The 14307-nt window shown below is 71.8% G+C and carries 12 protein-coding genes and 1 pseudogene; 7 read left to right on the top strand and 6 right to left on the bottom strand.

Features of this window, described 5'->3' with window-relative positions; all coding sequences use genetic code 11:
- The first annotated feature begins 84 nt into the window (after nucleotides 1-84).
- The 3 genes from ACIA8K_RS26170 to ACIA8K_RS26160 are packed head-to-tail and all read left to right on the top strand — an operon-like array spanning nucleotide 85 to nucleotide 4764.
- Entirely contained in the window at nucleotides 85-1791 is a 1707-nt protein-coding gene (locus tag ACIA8K_RS26170; RefSeq protein ID WP_396063666.1) for a BTAD domain-containing putative transcriptional regulator, read from the top strand.
- 47 nt (nucleotides 1792-1838) lie between these two features.
- Complete coding sequence (locus ACIA8K_RS26165) at nucleotides 1839-2030, top strand: hypothetical protein (RefSeq protein WP_396063664.1); 192 nt, start codon at nucleotides 1839-1841, stop codon at nucleotides 2028-2030.
- A 7-nt stretch (nucleotides 2031-2037) separates the two neighbouring features.
- Entirely contained in the window at nucleotides 2038-4764 is a 2727-nt protein-coding gene (locus ACIA8K_RS26160) for a lanthionine synthetase LanC family protein (protein WP_396063662.1), read from the top strand.
- Nucleotides 4765-5385: 621 nt separating this feature from the next.
- Here the strand turns inward: ACIA8K_RS26160 and ACIA8K_RS26155 are convergent.
- On the bottom strand, nucleotides 5386-5559 hold the full coding sequence (locus ACIA8K_RS26155; protein WP_396063660.1) for a hypothetical protein: 174 nt from the start codon (nucleotides 5557-5559) through the stop codon (nucleotides 5386-5388).
- 596 nt (nucleotides 5560-6155) lie between these two features.
- Between ACIA8K_RS26155 and ACIA8K_RS26150 the strand changes: the two genes are divergently transcribed.
- Together ACIA8K_RS26150 and ACIA8K_RS26145 are read left to right on the top strand one after the other, a co-directional pair.
- A complete protein-coding gene (locus tag ACIA8K_RS26150; RefSeq protein ID WP_396063658.1) occupies nucleotides 6156-6851 on the top strand; it encodes a GAF domain-containing protein in 696 nt (231 codons plus the stop codon).
- A gap of 77 nt (nucleotides 6852-6928) precedes the next feature.
- Nucleotides 6929-8071: pseudogene (locus ACIA8K_RS26145) on the top strand (glycosyltransferase 87 family protein); the annotation flags it as partial.
- Nucleotides 8072-8164: 93 nt separating this feature from the next.
- Here ACIA8K_RS26145 and ACIA8K_RS26140 read toward each other — a convergent pair.
- From ACIA8K_RS26140 to ACIA8K_RS26125, 4 genes are all read right to left on the bottom strand, one after another.
- Nucleotides 8165-9073 carry an anti-sigma factor RsbA family regulatory protein gene (locus ACIA8K_RS26140; RefSeq protein ID WP_396063656.1) on the bottom strand — a complete coding sequence of 303 codons (909 nt, stop codon included), beginning with the start codon at nucleotides 9071-9073 and terminating at the stop codon, nucleotides 8165-8167.
- Nucleotides 9070-9909, bottom strand: a complete 840-nt coding sequence (locus ACIA8K_RS26135) for an MEDS domain-containing protein (RefSeq protein ID WP_396063951.1) — start codon at nucleotides 9907-9909, stop codon at nucleotides 9070-9072. The genes ACIA8K_RS26140 and ACIA8K_RS26135 overlap by 4 nt, the downstream gene beginning before the upstream one ends.
- Nucleotides 9910-9971: 62 nt before the next feature.
- Nucleotides 9972-11378 (bottom strand): SDR family NAD(P)-dependent oxidoreductase, encoded by a 1407-nt coding sequence (locus tag ACIA8K_RS26130; RefSeq protein ID WP_396063654.1) that lies wholly within the window; start codon nucleotides 11376-11378, stop codon nucleotides 9972-9974.
- Nucleotides 11379-11600: 222 nt separating this feature from the next.
- Nucleotides 11601-12275 (bottom strand): nucleotidyltransferase domain-containing protein, encoded by a 675-nt coding sequence (locus ACIA8K_RS26125; RefSeq protein WP_396063652.1) that lies wholly within the window; start codon nucleotides 12273-12275, stop codon nucleotides 11601-11603.
- 131 nt (nucleotides 12276-12406) lie between these two features.
- Between ACIA8K_RS26125 and ACIA8K_RS26120 the strand changes: the two genes are divergently transcribed.
- Nucleotides 12407-13030 carry a GntR family transcriptional regulator gene (locus ACIA8K_RS26120; protein WP_396063650.1) on the top strand — a complete coding sequence of 208 codons (624 nt, stop codon included), beginning with the start codon at nucleotides 12407-12409 and terminating at the stop codon, nucleotides 13028-13030.
- 5 nt (nucleotides 13031-13035) lie between these two features.
- Here the strand turns inward: ACIA8K_RS26120 and ACIA8K_RS26115 are convergent, their stop codons facing one another.
- On the bottom strand, nucleotides 13036-13641 hold the full coding sequence (locus tag ACIA8K_RS26115) for a TetR/AcrR family transcriptional regulator (protein WP_396063648.1): 606 nt from the start codon (nucleotides 13639-13641) through the stop codon (nucleotides 13036-13038).
- A gap of 64 nt (nucleotides 13642-13705) precedes the next feature.
- Here ACIA8K_RS26115 and ACIA8K_RS26110 point away from each other — a divergent pair, with 64 nt between their 5' ends.
- Entirely contained in the window at nucleotides 13706-14272 is a 567-nt protein-coding gene (locus ACIA8K_RS26110; RefSeq protein WP_396063646.1) for a TIGR03086 family metal-binding protein, read from the top strand.
- Nucleotides 14273-14307 lie beyond the last annotated feature (35 nt).

Raw genomic sequence — 14307 nt, 5'->3', positions numbered from 1 at the left:
ACGTCTCGATGACGCTGACGGTTGCGAAACGCACGCATCCCGTCACAGAATCGTCGAGCTTGGACACACGTGAGGTGACGGGGCATGACGTGGTTCTTCCGAGCGCTGGGCCCGCCTGCCGTGGAACGCGACGGCACACCTGTCGACCTGGGCGGTCCGCAACGCGTGCTCGCTTTCGGCGTGCTGCTCGCCGCCGCGAACCGGGTGGTGTCGGTCGGCGCCCTCGCGGAGAGCCTGTGGGGCACGTCGCCGCCCACGTCGTACCGTGTGCAGCTCCAGGTCATCGTCTCCGACCTGCGGCGGCGGCTGACCGGCGGCGATCGGGCCGGCGCGCCGATCCTGACCCGGGCCCCCGGTTACCTGCTGCACGTGCCGCCCGGCACGGCGGACGTCGACCTGTTCCGCGCCGAGGTGGTCGCCGCGCGGGAGGCGCGGGCCGCAGGCGACGACGCCACAGTGGTCCAGCTGCTGGCGAGCGCGCTGGACCGGTGGCGCGGCCCCGCGTTCGACGGACTGTCCGGCGACCGGATCACGCCGGTGGCGCTGGCGCTGGACCGGGCCCGCCTGGACGCGATCGAGCTGGACGTGGACGCGCGGCTGGCGGACGGGCGGCTGGACGGGCTGACCACCCGGCTGGTGCTGCTGACCGCGGAACATCCGCTGCACGAGCCGTTCCACAGGCAGCTTCTGGAGGTGCACGGGCGGGCCGGGCGGCGGGGTGAGGCCTCTGCCGTGTTCACCGCGTTACGCCGGCGGATGCGGGCGGAGCTTGACGCGGAGCCGTCCGCCGCGCTGCGCGATCTCCACCGGCGGATCATGAGTGAGGATCCCGGCGCCGCGCCCGGGCGGCCGCGGGCGTGGGCGACCGCGTACCGCCAGCTGCCGCCGGACCCGCCCGGTTTCGTCGGCCGGCGACGCGAACTGGCCGCGATCCGGGCCCGGCGCGGCGGTGTGGTGGTGCTTGAGGGCATGGCCGGCGTCGGCAAGTCGCGGCTGGCCGTGCACGCGGCCCACCTGCTGGCTGCGGACCATCCGGACGGCCAGGTCCACGTCGACCTCGGTGGGATAGGCGGGCGGCGGGATCCGGCCGAGGTGCTGGCGCTGCTGCTCGGCCTGGCCGGAGTGCCGGACCGCGCGGTGCCGCCCGGCCTGGACGCGCGCGCCGCCGTGTTCCGCGACCGGCTGGCGGACCGGCGGGTGCTGTTCGTGCTCGACGACGCGGCCGGCGAGGACCAGGTACGGCCGCTGCTCCCGGCCGGGCCCGGCTGCCTGGCCGTGATCACCAGCAGGCGCAGTCTCGCGCTGCCCGGTGCGCGGTCGGTGGCCGTGCGCCCGTTCCGGCGCGGCGAGTCGATCGCGCTGCTCACCGCGCTGATCGGGGCACGGCGGGTGGCCGGGGAGACGCGTGCGGCCGGGCGGCTCTCGGCCCGGTGCGGGCACCTGCCGCTGGCGCTGACACTTGCCGCGGAGAGGTTGCGGCGCCATCCCCTGTGGACGATCGACGACCTGCTCCGGCGGATGCCGGACGACCGCACGCTCGACGGGGTGCGGGCCGCGTTCGCCGCCTCCTACCGCGCGCTCACACCGGACCTGCGACGCCTGTTCCTGCTGCTCAGCCGCCTGCCGGGCACGGACGTGACCGCGGACGCGGTGGCCGCGCACGGCGGTGGCGACGCCCGCGCGGTCGCGGACGGGCTGGAGACGCTGCTTGATGAGCACCTGGTGGAGCAGCGGGCGCCGGACTCGTACCGGCTGCATGCACTGGTCAGGGAGCTTTTAGCGGATAGTTAGCGGCCGTTGTTACCGTCCGGCGACAAATGTGACGAGGAGGAGAAGCCATGCCAGTCGCACTCCAGTCCGCTCTCGAGGAACTCACCCCGCGTACGTTCGGCGCCCTCATGGGCGAGCCCGAGGTCCCCTTCGACGTGGTGCAGGAGGCGGTCGCCGCGGCCGACCGCTGCCCCGCTACCTGCGGCACCTGCCGGCAGGGAACCGACGTCTGCGCGGCCACCGGCCACACGATCTCCTGACGACGCGATGACGGGCTGGTTGTCCGCGCCGTACGTCCGCGACCTGGTGTCCGGCGCGTACGACCACGAGTTCACCGTCTCCGCGACACCACAGTGGACGCACGCGGTGCGAGCCGTGCGGCTTCCGGACCACGGCTGGAAGCTGCACGTCTCGTGCCGGGCCGCGGACCTGCCGGACCTGGCCGCGGTGCTGGTGCCGTACCTGCTGGCCGGTCGGCACCCCTTCAAGCTCGCCGCCGGCGTTGACGTGCTCGCGGTGATGAACCAGGGCTGGGAGATGCCGGCCACTGTCGGCAAGGCGTTCACGATCTACCCCGCGCCCGAACACGTCCGCAAGCTCGGCCTCGCGCTCGCCGGCCTGCTGCGCGGGCGGGTCGGCCCGCGCATCCTCTCCGACCGCCGGGTCGCACCGGACGCGCCGGTCTACTACCGCTACGGCCCGTTCGTCGCGCAGTGGTTCCGCGGCGAGCGCGGCATGATGAGCGTGCAGATCCCCGGCCCGGACGGCGCCCGCTTCGACGCGGCCGCGGAACTGCACTACCGGCAGCCCGAGTGGGTCACCGACCCGTTCGGGCACGAGGCCGCGGAACCGGAACTGCTCGCCGGCCGGTACCGCGTCGAGCGCGGCATCCTGCGCGCCGCACACGGCGACGTGTTCCGCGGGACGGACACGGCAACCGGCGCCCCCGTGGTGATCAAACAGGCCCGCTCGTTCGTCGGCGACTCCGGCGACGGCACCGACTCCCGCACCCGGCTCCGCAACGAACGCCGCGTCCTCGCCGCGCTCGGCGACGTCGACGGCGTGCCACGCTTCCTCGACCACTTCGCCCACGGCGCCGACGAATACCTGGTCAGCACCGACCTCGGCGACGAGAACCTGCAGGCCCGCGCGCTGATCCGCGGCGGCCTGCCGGTCGGCACGCTCGGCCGGGACCTGGCCCGGATCATCCGCGCGCTGCACGACCGCGACGTGATCATGCGCGACCTCACCCCGCGGAACGTGGTGCTCTCCGGCGACCGCGCGGGCCTCGTCGACTTCGGCATCTCCGCACTCCACGGCCTGCACCCCCGCGGCGGCACCATGGGATTCGCTCCATCGCGGCAGATGCGCGGCGCGGCCGCCCGGCCGGAGGACGACGCGCACGCGCTCGGCATGACCCTCTCCTTCGCCGCGACCGGCCTGCTGCCGGTGCAGGGCGAGACCACCGACGGGCTGGCCGCCGCCCGCATGCGCTCCTCCCTGACCGCCCTCTTCGGCGCATCGGCCCCCCTGCTGCACGACCTGATCAGCGGCGACGCCCCACGCGCACTCGCCGCACTCCACTCCCTCGCCGACGGCGCCCCTCTAGAACCAATCAAAAGCCGCCGAGGGTACGCCGAGAGTCCGTTGCCGCCCGCTGCCGTGCGCCCCGGTGGTATGTCTTATGTGGAGGCTCGCACGCAGACGATCAGACCGCTGACACGCGAGCAGCACATAGCGGAGCGCATGTCGCGTGTGGAGATTACGGCCCAGGAGAACGAGCCGCTCCTGCACAGGCGGCACATGCCAGCGCAGGCGCCGCAGCTGGCGGAATCAGCCGAGGCGCCCACTCACGAGCAGCACATGGCGGAGCTGATGCGGCACCCGTCCGAGCCACCCGGACACACGCCGCACCTGACCGGGGCGCGTGGGCGGACGCCGGACGTGGCGGAGCTGCGGCGGAAGGTGCTTCGCATCGTGCTGGACGAGACGGCCGCGCGGGTGCTGCGTGCGCCGGGGTTCGCGTCGTTCGACGGGACGCTCTACACCGGAAGCGCGGGGCTGGGGCTGGAGTTGCTTCACCATCGGGAGGCGCACGGCGTACCCCCGCTGCTTGATGATCTTTTGAAACACGCGATCGCGGGTGACCGGCGGGCGCCTCGGCCGCCCGGTCTCTTCCTCGGGTCGACCGGGACGCTGCTGTTCCGGGTGCGGATGGGTGATCCGGACGCGGCCGGGCCGGAGCGGGCGTTCGACACGGAGGACGAACACGACGACGTCATCACCGGCATCGCCGGGTGCGGCATCGGCCATCTACTGCTCGACGATGTGCCGGCCGCCCGGGCCTGCGTGGACGCGCTGCTCGCGGCCGACACGGTGCGGATGTCGGTCACCGGGGAGCAGACGCCGAGCACCGACCCCGCGTCCAGCTATGCGCACGGGACCGCCGGGGTGCTCGACCTGCTGCTGCGCTATGCCTCAAGGACCGGTGACCAGGGCATCCGCGACGAGGCTGCGAAGCGGGCCGGCGTGCTCGCGGACACGACCGCGAACCTGATCGTGCGCGCCCGCGGCCGGGAGGCGGTGCCGCTCGCGGTCTCCTGGTGCCAAGGACTGTCCGGCATCGGCGGGACGATGCTGCGCGCGGCGGACGTGCTCGGCGACAACCGGTTCGCCGCGCTGGCACTGGAGGCGGCGGAGGTGTGCGCGTCGTGGATCCCGCGGATGCAGAACCCGAGCCAGTGCTGCGGGCTGGCCGGCGTCGGCACCTACCTGGTCGACTGCGCGCGGCACACCGGCGAGGCCTCCTGCCTGGACGACGCGCATGAGGTGGCACGCCAGCTGATACGCCGCAGCCACGGGGCGGACGACGATCCGCGCTTCATCGACCTGGACCGGCAGGACGCGCCGCTGTCCTGGTCTTCCGGCTACACCGGCATCCTGACCTTCCTCCGCCGCCTCGACGACCCGGCCTCCCCGGACCTGCCCTCCTAGGCATCTGGCCTTCTGGGTACCTGGCCTTCTGGGCACCTGGCCTTCTGGGCACCTGGCCCTTAAGGCACCGAAGCACCTGGTCAGAAGTCCTGTCGCTAGCTCCGGAAGGCCCCCAGTCCGCCGACCAGCGCAAGCGCCGACCCTCCTCGCTTCGGTGCCGTTGGTTACGAACAGAACCTTTGGACAGGTGCTCAGCCTTCTAGGCACCTGGTCAGAACTGCGTGTCGCTGCCTCCGGAAGGCCGCGTGGGCCGGTGACGGCCTTCGTCGTTCGGTGCTGTTCTGAAGCGGATCGCAGCGGGCGGCCGGCATCGCGGCGCGCCACATCACCGCCGCGAGACGGAAAACAAATCAAAGACCGGCGTCGAAGCCGAGACTCGCGTCAGTGAGGGTCAAGCGGGGCGGCGGTGATTCGTGGGTGAGCACCATGACCAGCTAATCGCACGGTCGACCTTGCCGTGGGGCTTAAGGCGAACATCGCTCATTACTGATTTTCCTCGGTCTGGGTGTGCGCGCGTCAGAGGCTTCCATATAACGAAATTTCGGGCGCGGAGTGCCCGACTCGCGCCTTGACCGCGAACCTCAGTGAGCGGCCGATATCGGGGTGCGGCGCATGATCGCTTTACAAGGGGGCGGGGCGAAGGTCAAAATCGGCATCGAATCGAAGGGCTTGGACGGTGAGAGCCGGGCGGTTTGGCTGCGGCATTGGCGGGGCCGGGTTCGCCAGGATCACCGCGACCACCGCGACCACCGCGACCACCGCGACCACCGCGACCACCGCGACCACCGCGACCACCGACATTATGGCGGCAGGTCGCCTTTGCGCAGGGTGACCAAAAGTCGGGCACTGCGCGCCCCGATATTTCACCATAAAGCGCCTCGCCGCAGAGCCCTGCCAACAGAGATCAGAATCGAATGTACTGGGGAGTGGTTATCCGGGCCGGATAACCACTCCCCAGTACATTCGAGGGATGACCATTCAGCCCTGCCGCATCGATCAATTGCTTGCCAGGCTGCCTGACCCACCGCGGCCGTCACGGAACGTCACCTAAAGCTTGATCACGCCGAGCAGCCACGCTCTTGTCCCTGGCTAACGGAACAAAAGCCGCAAGACGCGGGCCGACTTCCCATCCCACGACGAGACCGCCTCGAAACCGCCACTCTCCACTGCCGCGAGTCGCCGCCTCGATGCTCATCTTGATCTTCTACCGGCGAGCAAGGACAGTGGTGCCGGGAGTTCGGATCGCGAGCAGCAGGTCGGCGCACCACCCACGGATGCGCATTAACGGCCCCGACAGGATCGCCGTTCGGCGCGCGGTTTCTCAACGGCGATCCCTGGGTACCGTCAACGATCAGCACGCACCGGATCACGTTCGCGACGGAGCGCGACCGGTGGTTCACCTGATCGGGCCACGAGAATCACGGCAAAGCGTGGTTTGCATGTCAGCGGGCCGCATTACCGAAACGGCGCTGAATTGCTCTCTACACTCGCGGCCATCCACCAACCGATTGTGTGAGGCGGCGACTGTGACAACCGGCGGCAACGTTTATGAATACCTCGACACCGCCCAAGAAATCGAACAACGCAGACTCGACGCGGTACGCCGTTACGTGCTCGTCGATCAGCCGGTGGAGGACGCCTACGACCGGATCGCGTTCCTGGCCGGCACAATCTTCGACACCCCGATCGCGACCGTCTCGCTCGTCGAGCACGATCGTGTGTGGCTGGCCGCCTGCCAGGGGCTCGTCGGCGTGCGTGAGGTCGGCCGCGAGCCGGGACTGTGCGCCTCGGTCATCGCCCGCGACGACACCTATGTGATCAACGATGCGGCCGTCGACCCGCGCACATTCGCCCATCCGCTGGTGCGCGGCGAGCTCGGGCTGCGCTTCTATGCGGCCGCCCCGATCCGCACCCACGACGGCTACCGCCTCGGCACGGTAAACGTTATCGACAACCGGCCCCGCCAGGCCACCCCGCGCCAGTTGCAGGCGCTTGAACACCTTGCCGCACTTGTCACAGACGAGCTCGAACTGCGCCTGAGCGTCATCCGCAGCACGGCCACCCGCGCGTGGGAGAACCGTAGCTGAGATCGGCTCGGCCGAAAGTCGTACCACGGAGGGATCGAGGTCTGTCCGCGGCCGGATATCGCTCCGGCCGCGGACGGATGTGCGGGCCGAAGCCCGGCCGACATGCTCCTGGCGTGAATGTTTCGCGATCTTTACCGGCCACGGCCTGGGCAGTGCATGCCGCCGGGCGCACCGATTCCGTCGCGTGGCGGGCAGCCGGATATGCGGCGGCCGCCGTGTTCGCGAGCGGGGTCGGCGCGTTCTCCGGGCAGGAGGTGCAGGCGTCCTGGGGCCGCTGGGCCGCGGGTGGTTACGTCCTGGCGGCCGGGATCACGCTCGTGTGGCGGCGCCCCGCGGCACGGACGGCCGCCACCGCTGTCGCGTTGCTCCTCGCGGTCGTGGCGCCGCTGGTGTGGATGGTGACCGGCGGCCGGGACATGTCGACCGCAGGGCTGGGCCCGCTCACCGTGATCAAGCGGGCCGGGCGGCTGCTGCTGGCGCACGGCAGCCCCTACCTGCCGGTGGATCAGCTGACCGGGCCCGAGTCGCTCAACCCGTACGGGCCGCCGCTGTCGATCTTCGGTCTGCCGCACGCGCTGGGACTGGACGGCTGGGCCGCCAATCCGCGCACCTGGTTCGCGCTGACCGCCGCGCTGCTCGGCTACGCGGCGCTGCGCCACCTGAGGGCGGACCGGCCGCTGCGCCGGCTGGCGGCGGCGTTCGCCTCCCCCGTGCTGGCGTTGCCGCTGGTCCTCGGCGGCACCGACCTGCCGGTGCTGGGCCTGCTTGTGCTCAGCGTGGCACTGCTCGCGCGCGGCGAGCACCTCCGCCTGGCCGGCATGGCGTTGGGCGTGGCGTGCGCAATGAAGGTGACCGCGCTGCCGGCCGCGCTCGTGCTGGTCCCGCTACTGCTGGCACGCGGCGGGTGGCGGCCGGCACTGACCTTCGCCGGCTCGGGCGTGCTGGCGGCGCTCGGATCCAGCGTCGTCACGGCCCCGGCGATGCTGGCCGGCCCGCGGGACCTGGTGCACAACATGGTCCTGTTCCCGCTGCGGTTGACGCCGCAGCAGACCACTGCTGCCAGCCCGATGCCCGGCCAGGTGGTTGCCGCGTCCGAGTCCACCGGCAAGGTCCTGATCATTGTGCTGCTGGTGTCGCTGATGGCCTCGATCACCGTCTACCTGTGGCGACGCCCCGCACGTACGGTGTCGGCCGCGGTCCTGCAGATGGTCGTCATCTGGTCGCTGATCTTCAGCCTCGCGCCGTCCACCCGGTTCGGCTACTTCGTCTACCCGCTGCTCCTGCTCGGCCTGCGCGGCCTGCTGACCCGTGTCTCAGGCGCTGAGCGCGATCCGGATGCGGCCGCCGTCGATCGCGACCGCGTCACAGAGCTGGCGGACGATCCACAGCCCGCGCCCGCCCAGGCCGGCGCCGGCCGGAGCCGCATAGCCGGCCAGCGGGTCCGTCGGCCCGGGGCCCTCGTCGGTGACCTCGCAGACCACCGAGTCGCCGTGCCGCCAGACGCGTAGTCGGCGCTCGCCGGTGCCGTGCCGCAAGCCGTTGACCGCGATCTCGGTGACGCAGAGTTGCAGGTCTTCGAGCAGTTCCTCGGGCCAGCCGGCCGCGATCACGCGAAGCGCCTGACGGGCCGCGCTCAGGTCGGTGACGTCGTGCAGGACACGGTCCAGCAGCGGGAGGCCGGTGACCGGCGGCAGCTGCTCGACCAGCTCCGTCAGCAGCGAGGCCGGGTGCAGGTATCCGGGGCTGTCGCGGCGGGCCGGGTCGCGGACGACCGGGTGGGTGCGCAGCGCGTCCGCGAGGACCTGGGTGGGGAGCGCGCGGGTGTCGTACGGGCAGACGATCCAGGCGGGCGCGTCCGCGAACAGCACGTTGACCGCGGACTCGTACCTGGTCCAGGCCTGGTGCTTGTCGAGTGCACCGAACGCGACCTCGCCGACGATCCGGACGCGCGCGTGCCCGCGGGTCCGGGCCTGCGCCAGCTGTGCGGTCCAGCCGGCGAGCGTCACCGCGGGCCGCCGGTACCACTGGTCGCGGTCGAGGAAGACGACCCGGCCCGCGTCCGTGCCGAGCGCGTCGCGGATCAGCGTCACGTTGTCCGCGCGGGCCGCGACGACAAGCGCGTCCCCCTCGTCCAGCCCGTCGTGCACGAACGGCAGCAGCGCGTCACAGAACGTGGCGTCGCTGTCGTAGAAGAGCGCCTCGTGGCACAGGCCGATGGTCACCCGAGGCCTCCGGCCGTCGCCGAGATCAAGCCGATCAACTTCGTGAGCTGCGGCGTCGCACCGACGAGGCGGATCGTGCCGGCCTCGCGCGCATGGACCAGCCGGGTGGCGGTCGAGACGTCGTAGACCGCGACCCCGGACAGGTCGACCTCACCGGGCAGGCCGGCGGCGGCGGACTCCCCGGCAAGCGTGGCGAGCATGGCCGCGACCGCGTCCCGGTTGGCGGCGTCGATCTCGCCGTGCAGCGTCAGCCGGTACGGGTCGGTGGTGTACCGCATGCGCAGGGCGGGCTCCCACAGCTCGCCGTCGTCCGCGCCCTTCGCGCACGGGTGCGCGGAGATTGTGCCGGTGAGTTCCGCGGGCGTGAACAGGCGCCGGTCGTAGAGGCACAGCGCCATCGCGTACCCCTCGGCGAAGACCCTGTTGACCTGGGCCTCGTACGCGGGAAGGTCCTCCGTGCCGGGGAGCTGCGAGGCCGCCCACGACATGTCCCCGATCGCGCGCAGCCCGCTCCAGCCCGCCTCCCGGGCTGCGTCCTGCTCGGCGGCCCACGCGGCGGGCATCGCGGCCGCGTCGAACCCGCCGGACTTGAGGTAGCCGCCGGTGGAGGAGCTGATCCGCAGCTGGCCGGCCGCGACCGCCGCCGCGACCGGAACACCGCTGGCCTCCAGCCCGGCGGACACGGCCTGCGGCATCATCGCGTGCGTGAAGTAGACGATGCGGTGCCGGCGGGCCAGGCCGTCCCGGATGTACCGCGACGTCACCTGCAGCTGCTCGTCGTCGGTACCGACCGTCCAGCACACGTGGTCACCCGGGCGGAGCGTCTCCACCATCATCGTCACCTCCTCCACCTGCGAATCTGTCCAGGATATCGTCGGCGCACCCGACCCACGGGCGTCTACCAGGCCGCCGGAGCGTAGTCCTTCAGGAAGCACCCGTACAGGTCTTCGCCCTGTTCGCCGCGGACGATCGGGTCGTAGACGCGGGCCGCGCCGTCGACCAGGTCAAGCGGCGCGTGGAAGCCTTCGTCGCGCATCCGCATCTTCGTCGGGTGCGGGCGCTCGTCCGTGATCCAGCCGGTGTCGACGCTCGTCATCAGGATGCCGTCGGTGAACATGTCGTCGGCGCTGGTGCGGGTCAGCATGTTGAGCGCGGCCTTCGCCATGTTCGTGTGCGGGTGGCCGGCGCCCTTGTAGCCGCGGGTGAAGATGCCCTCCATCGCGGACACGTTCACCACGTACCGGCGCGGGAACGGGGACGCGGCCATCGCCGCACGCAACCGGCTGACCAGCACGAACGGCGCGGTCACGTTACACAGTTGCACCTCGAGCAGCTCCATCGGCGGCACCTCGTGCACCCGGTCGCTCCAGCTGTTCGTGGACGCGATGTCCGGCACCAGGCCGCCCGCGTCGATGAGCGTGGAACCCGCGGTCAACGCCATCGCGGTCACGTTGTGCGCGCTCACCAGCGGGGCCTGATCACTTCCGGTCAGCTCGCCCGCCGCGGACCTGCCGCCGAGGAACTCCACCTCGGGCAGCGGACCGGCCGGCAGCGGCGCGTTCTCGGCCGCCACGATCGCTGCGTAGCTGCCGGCCGGGCGGCGTACCGTCTGGGCCGCGTTGTTGATCAGGATGTCCAGCGGGCCGGCCGCCGCGACCGAGTCGGCAAGCGCCACCACCTGCGCCGGGTCCCGCAGGTCGATGCCGACCACGCGCAGCCGGTGCAGCCAGTCGCTGCTGTCCTGCATCGCGGTGAACCGGCGCACCGCGTCGTGCGGGAACCGGGTGGTGATCGTGGTGTGCGCGCCGTCGCGCAGCAGCCGCAGCGCGATATACATGCCGATCTTGGCGCGGCCGCCGGTGAGCAGCGCCCGCCGCCCGGTCAGGTCGGTGCGCGCGTCCCGCCGGCTGTGGTTGAGCGCCGCACAGTCCGGGCAGAGCTGGTGATACCACGCGTCGACCTGGGTGTAGCGCTTCTTGCAGGTGTAACAGCCACGCGGCTGCTTCAGCACGCCAGCGGTCTCACCCTTCGCCCGGGTCTGCAGCGGCAGCCCCGCGGTCTCGTCGTCGATCCGCCCGGGCGCGCCGGTCGCGGTCGACTCGGTCACCGCGCGGTCCGCGGACAGCACCGCGTCCCGCCGCTCCTTGCGCCGCTGCAGCTTCGTGGTCTTGAACAGGCCGGCCGTGGCCCGGCGGACCGCGACCGCATCCGGATGCTCCGGCGGAAGCGCCTCAGCCTCCGCGATCACCTCAAGGCAGAGGGCCAGTCGCTGCGGGTCAAGACCGTTCGTCACCGTGCCGTTCACGACGGCGACTGTACTTGGCCGGGCCGGTCACACGAAAAACCGGTGACGCGCGCATCACCCCCAACCCCACAGAACCACCTCCCTCACGGGTACGGCCGGAGCTCCCACACCACGCACAGAGGCAGGCTTGACCCCACGCAATCCCGGCGCCGCCGCGGGCCGGCAGGCAGGTCGCTGCTGCTCCCCTGACCGGCCTGCACCTCCGTCGGCGCGGCTCCCTCATCAACCGGGCGGTGGCGCCTCCGCGCGGTAACCGTCGAAGAGTGGGCCGCCGACCCGGGCGAGGATCTCCTCCGCGACGGGGGACGGGTCGTCGCGGGCGGCCAGCCAGCGGGCGGCGAGGTCAGCGTCGAGGTCACGGAGGTCGCGGAGGAGCCACTTGCCGTGGCTCACCCACCGACCGGCTGCGGACAGGGCCAGGTCCGCCGCGCCGGTCCAGAGCGTGGCGGCGATCACCGCCCGTTCGCCCTGGTCGGTGGCGTGGCGGTGGTCGTCGAGCAGGTCGGTCAGGCCGTACCGCAGGCGGTCGAGCTCGGCGCCGGTCAGCTGCGGCGGGCCGTCCGCGAGCGCCCGCGCGCACCGCGCCGGCAGATCGCCGGGGTCGCCGAGCAGCGGGACTCCGTGGGCGATCATGCGGTGCGTGCTCGGTTTGCGCCTGGCCCGTTCGCTCGCGAGGAAGCCGGCCAGCCGGGACGGCGTGTGCACGAACAGCTCCACCGGCCAGCCGCGGAAGTAGAGGCTCTCCCGGTAGGCGGCGCCGGTCTCGCGCAGCACCACGATGTCGAGGTCGGAGCCGGGCGTCCGGTACGGCCCGAGCACGCTGCCGGTGAGCAGAGCCCAGGTGGCGTCCGGAAAGCGGTCGGTCACCAGGTCCCGGGCGTCGGTCAGCGCGTCCACCCACCCGATTCTGCCCGATCTGCGACGCGGGGCGGGAATACCTCTGCTCGGCGGAAATCGGGGTCGGGGTCGTACCCTCAACGGGATTTGATCTTGGGGTTGGGGTGTATCGGCCGCGATAGGGTGACGGGATGACGGCGGCCGAGCGCGCATATGCATATATGAAGGAGCGCATCATCCGGGGCGAGCTGGTGGGTGGCGAGCGGCTCAGCGAGGGCCAGATCTGCGCCGCCCTGGAGCTGAGCCGCACCCCCGTGCACGAGGCGTTTCTGCGGCTGGAGGCCGAGCGGCTGCTGACGTTGTCGAGCCGGCAGGGCGCGGTCGTCACCGCGATTCCGCCCGGCGAGGCCCGCGACGTGCTGGAGATGCGGGGCGCGCTTGAGCGCACCGCCGCCGCCCGCGTGGTCGCCGATCGCGTCGACCCGGCCCGGATCACCGCCGCGCTGCGGTCGCCGCTCGGCTACCAGCGCGAGGCCCTGGACGGCGACGATCTGAACGCCTACGTGGTCGCGGACTGCGACTTCCACGGCGCGGTCATCTCGCTCTCGGGCAACCGCATCGCCGCGCACTTCTACGACCTCCTCCGCGACCGCCAGCTGCGCCTCTTCCACCAGGTTTTCACCGTCGGCGGGCTCAAGCCGGACGAGGCCCTGGACGAGCACGAGGATCTGGCACGGCTACTCGCGGCGCACGACGGGGCCGGTTATCTGACGGTTCTGGAGCGGCATCTGGCGCGGCATCAGGGCGTGCTCTGACCCCGTCACGGGCGCGGGAAGAGAACCTCGGCCAGGCGGTCGTGGAGCCAGTCGGCGGAGGCCGCAGCTGACCAGCCGAGGTCGCCGGTCAGCGTGAAATAGGACTGGTTGCCCAGGAAGTACCACAGCAGGTCGCTCGCGGGGACGGCCTCGAGGCCGTCCCGGAGCGCGCCCAGCTCGGCCAGGCGGTTCGCGACCAGGAAGAGGCCGTCGCGGAGGCTGGCACGGGCGAGTTCGAGGCTTTCCCGGACGGCGGGGTCCTGGGGGGCGGCGTCGGTGACCTGGCGCATCAGCGGCGCCCACTCCTCGAAGGTGGCGCTTGTGCCGTCGACGATGAAGCGGAGCAGCGCGGCCGGGTCGGTGTGGGCGGCGACGATCGTGTCGAGGTTCGTCTCGCTGTCGCCGGTGCCCTCCTCAATCAGCGTGCGGAGCAGGCCGCTCTTGCCGCCGCCGGCCGCGTAGACGGTGGGGGCGGCGACCCGGGCCGCGCGTGCGATGTCCTCGACCCGGGTCTCGAAGTATCCACGCTCGACGAACAGCTGCCGGGCGGCGTCCAGGATCGCCTGGCGGGTGGCGGCGGCGTACTCGGTGCGCCGGCTTGAGGAGGTCACGGTAAGCATTCTAACCTGATGGCATACTCTTCTCGATATAGCCACCTATCAGAGGGATACGCCGATGACTGCGATCTTTACCGTGCTCGACGATCTGGACCGCGTGACCAGCTCCATCACCCCGGACCAGGAGACCCTGCCGACCCCGTGCACCGGCCTTGACGTGCACACCCTCCGCGGCCACCTGCTCGGCTGGCTGCACTACTTCGACGCGGCGCTGCGCGACCCGTCCGGCACCGACCGCCCCGACCCGGACGCCCACCCCGACCCCAGCACCGCGAAAGACCAGATCAACACCCTCGCCGACGCGGTACGGAGCGCGCGCCCGGACGCCACGGTAAACGTGCCTCGACTCGGCGGCGCATATCCCACGAGCGTGGTCCTGGACCTGCTCCAGGCCGAGGCGCTCGGCCACGGCTGGGACCTCGCCCGCGCCACCGGCCAGCCCTGGAATCCGGACCCGGCCGCCTGCGCCCACACGCTCACGGTCCTGCGGGCCACAGTGCAACCCGAGTTCCGCGGCGACGGCCTCCCCTTCGGCCCGGAGGTCCCGATCGGCGACGACGCCCCGGCCCTCGACCGCCTGGTCGCCTTCACCGGCCGCAGGCCCGACTGGGCCCCGGCGGTCTGAGCCGGGCGAGGCCGGGACCCCGTGACGTCCCGGCC

The sequence above is a fragment of the Catenuloplanes sp. NPDC051500 genome (assembly GCF_044454585.1).
GTDB lineage: Bacteria > Actinomycetota > Actinomycetes > Mycobacteriales > Micromonosporaceae > Catenuloplanes.
This window is presented reverse-complemented; position numbering and strand designations above follow the sequence as displayed.

Bases quoted from the DNA above. Each gene is read 5' to 3' on its own strand.
- ACIA8K_RS26170 (WP_396063666.1), top strand. From the start codon at position 85: ATGACGTGGTTCTTCCGAGCGCTGGGCCCGCCTGCCGTGGAACGCGAC.
- ACIA8K_RS26165 (WP_396063664.1), top strand. From the start codon at position 1,839: ATGCCAGTCGCACTCCAGTCCGCTCTCGAGGAACTCACCCCGCGTACG.
- ACIA8K_RS26160 (WP_396063662.1), top strand. From the start codon at position 2,038: ATGACGGGCTGGTTGTCCGCGCCGTACGTCCGCGACCTGGTGTCCGGC.
- ACIA8K_RS26135 (WP_396063951.1), bottom strand. From the start codon at position 9,909: ATGATGGTGGAGACGCTCCGCCCGGGTGACCACGTGTGCTGGACGGTC.
- ACIA8K_RS26120 (WP_396063650.1), top strand. From the start codon at position 12,407: ATGACGGCGGCCGAGCGCGCATATGCATATATGAAGGAGCGCATCATC.
- ACIA8K_RS26110 (WP_396063646.1), top strand. From the start codon at position 13,706: ATGACTGCGATCTTTACCGTGCTCGACGATCTGGACCGCGTGACCAGC.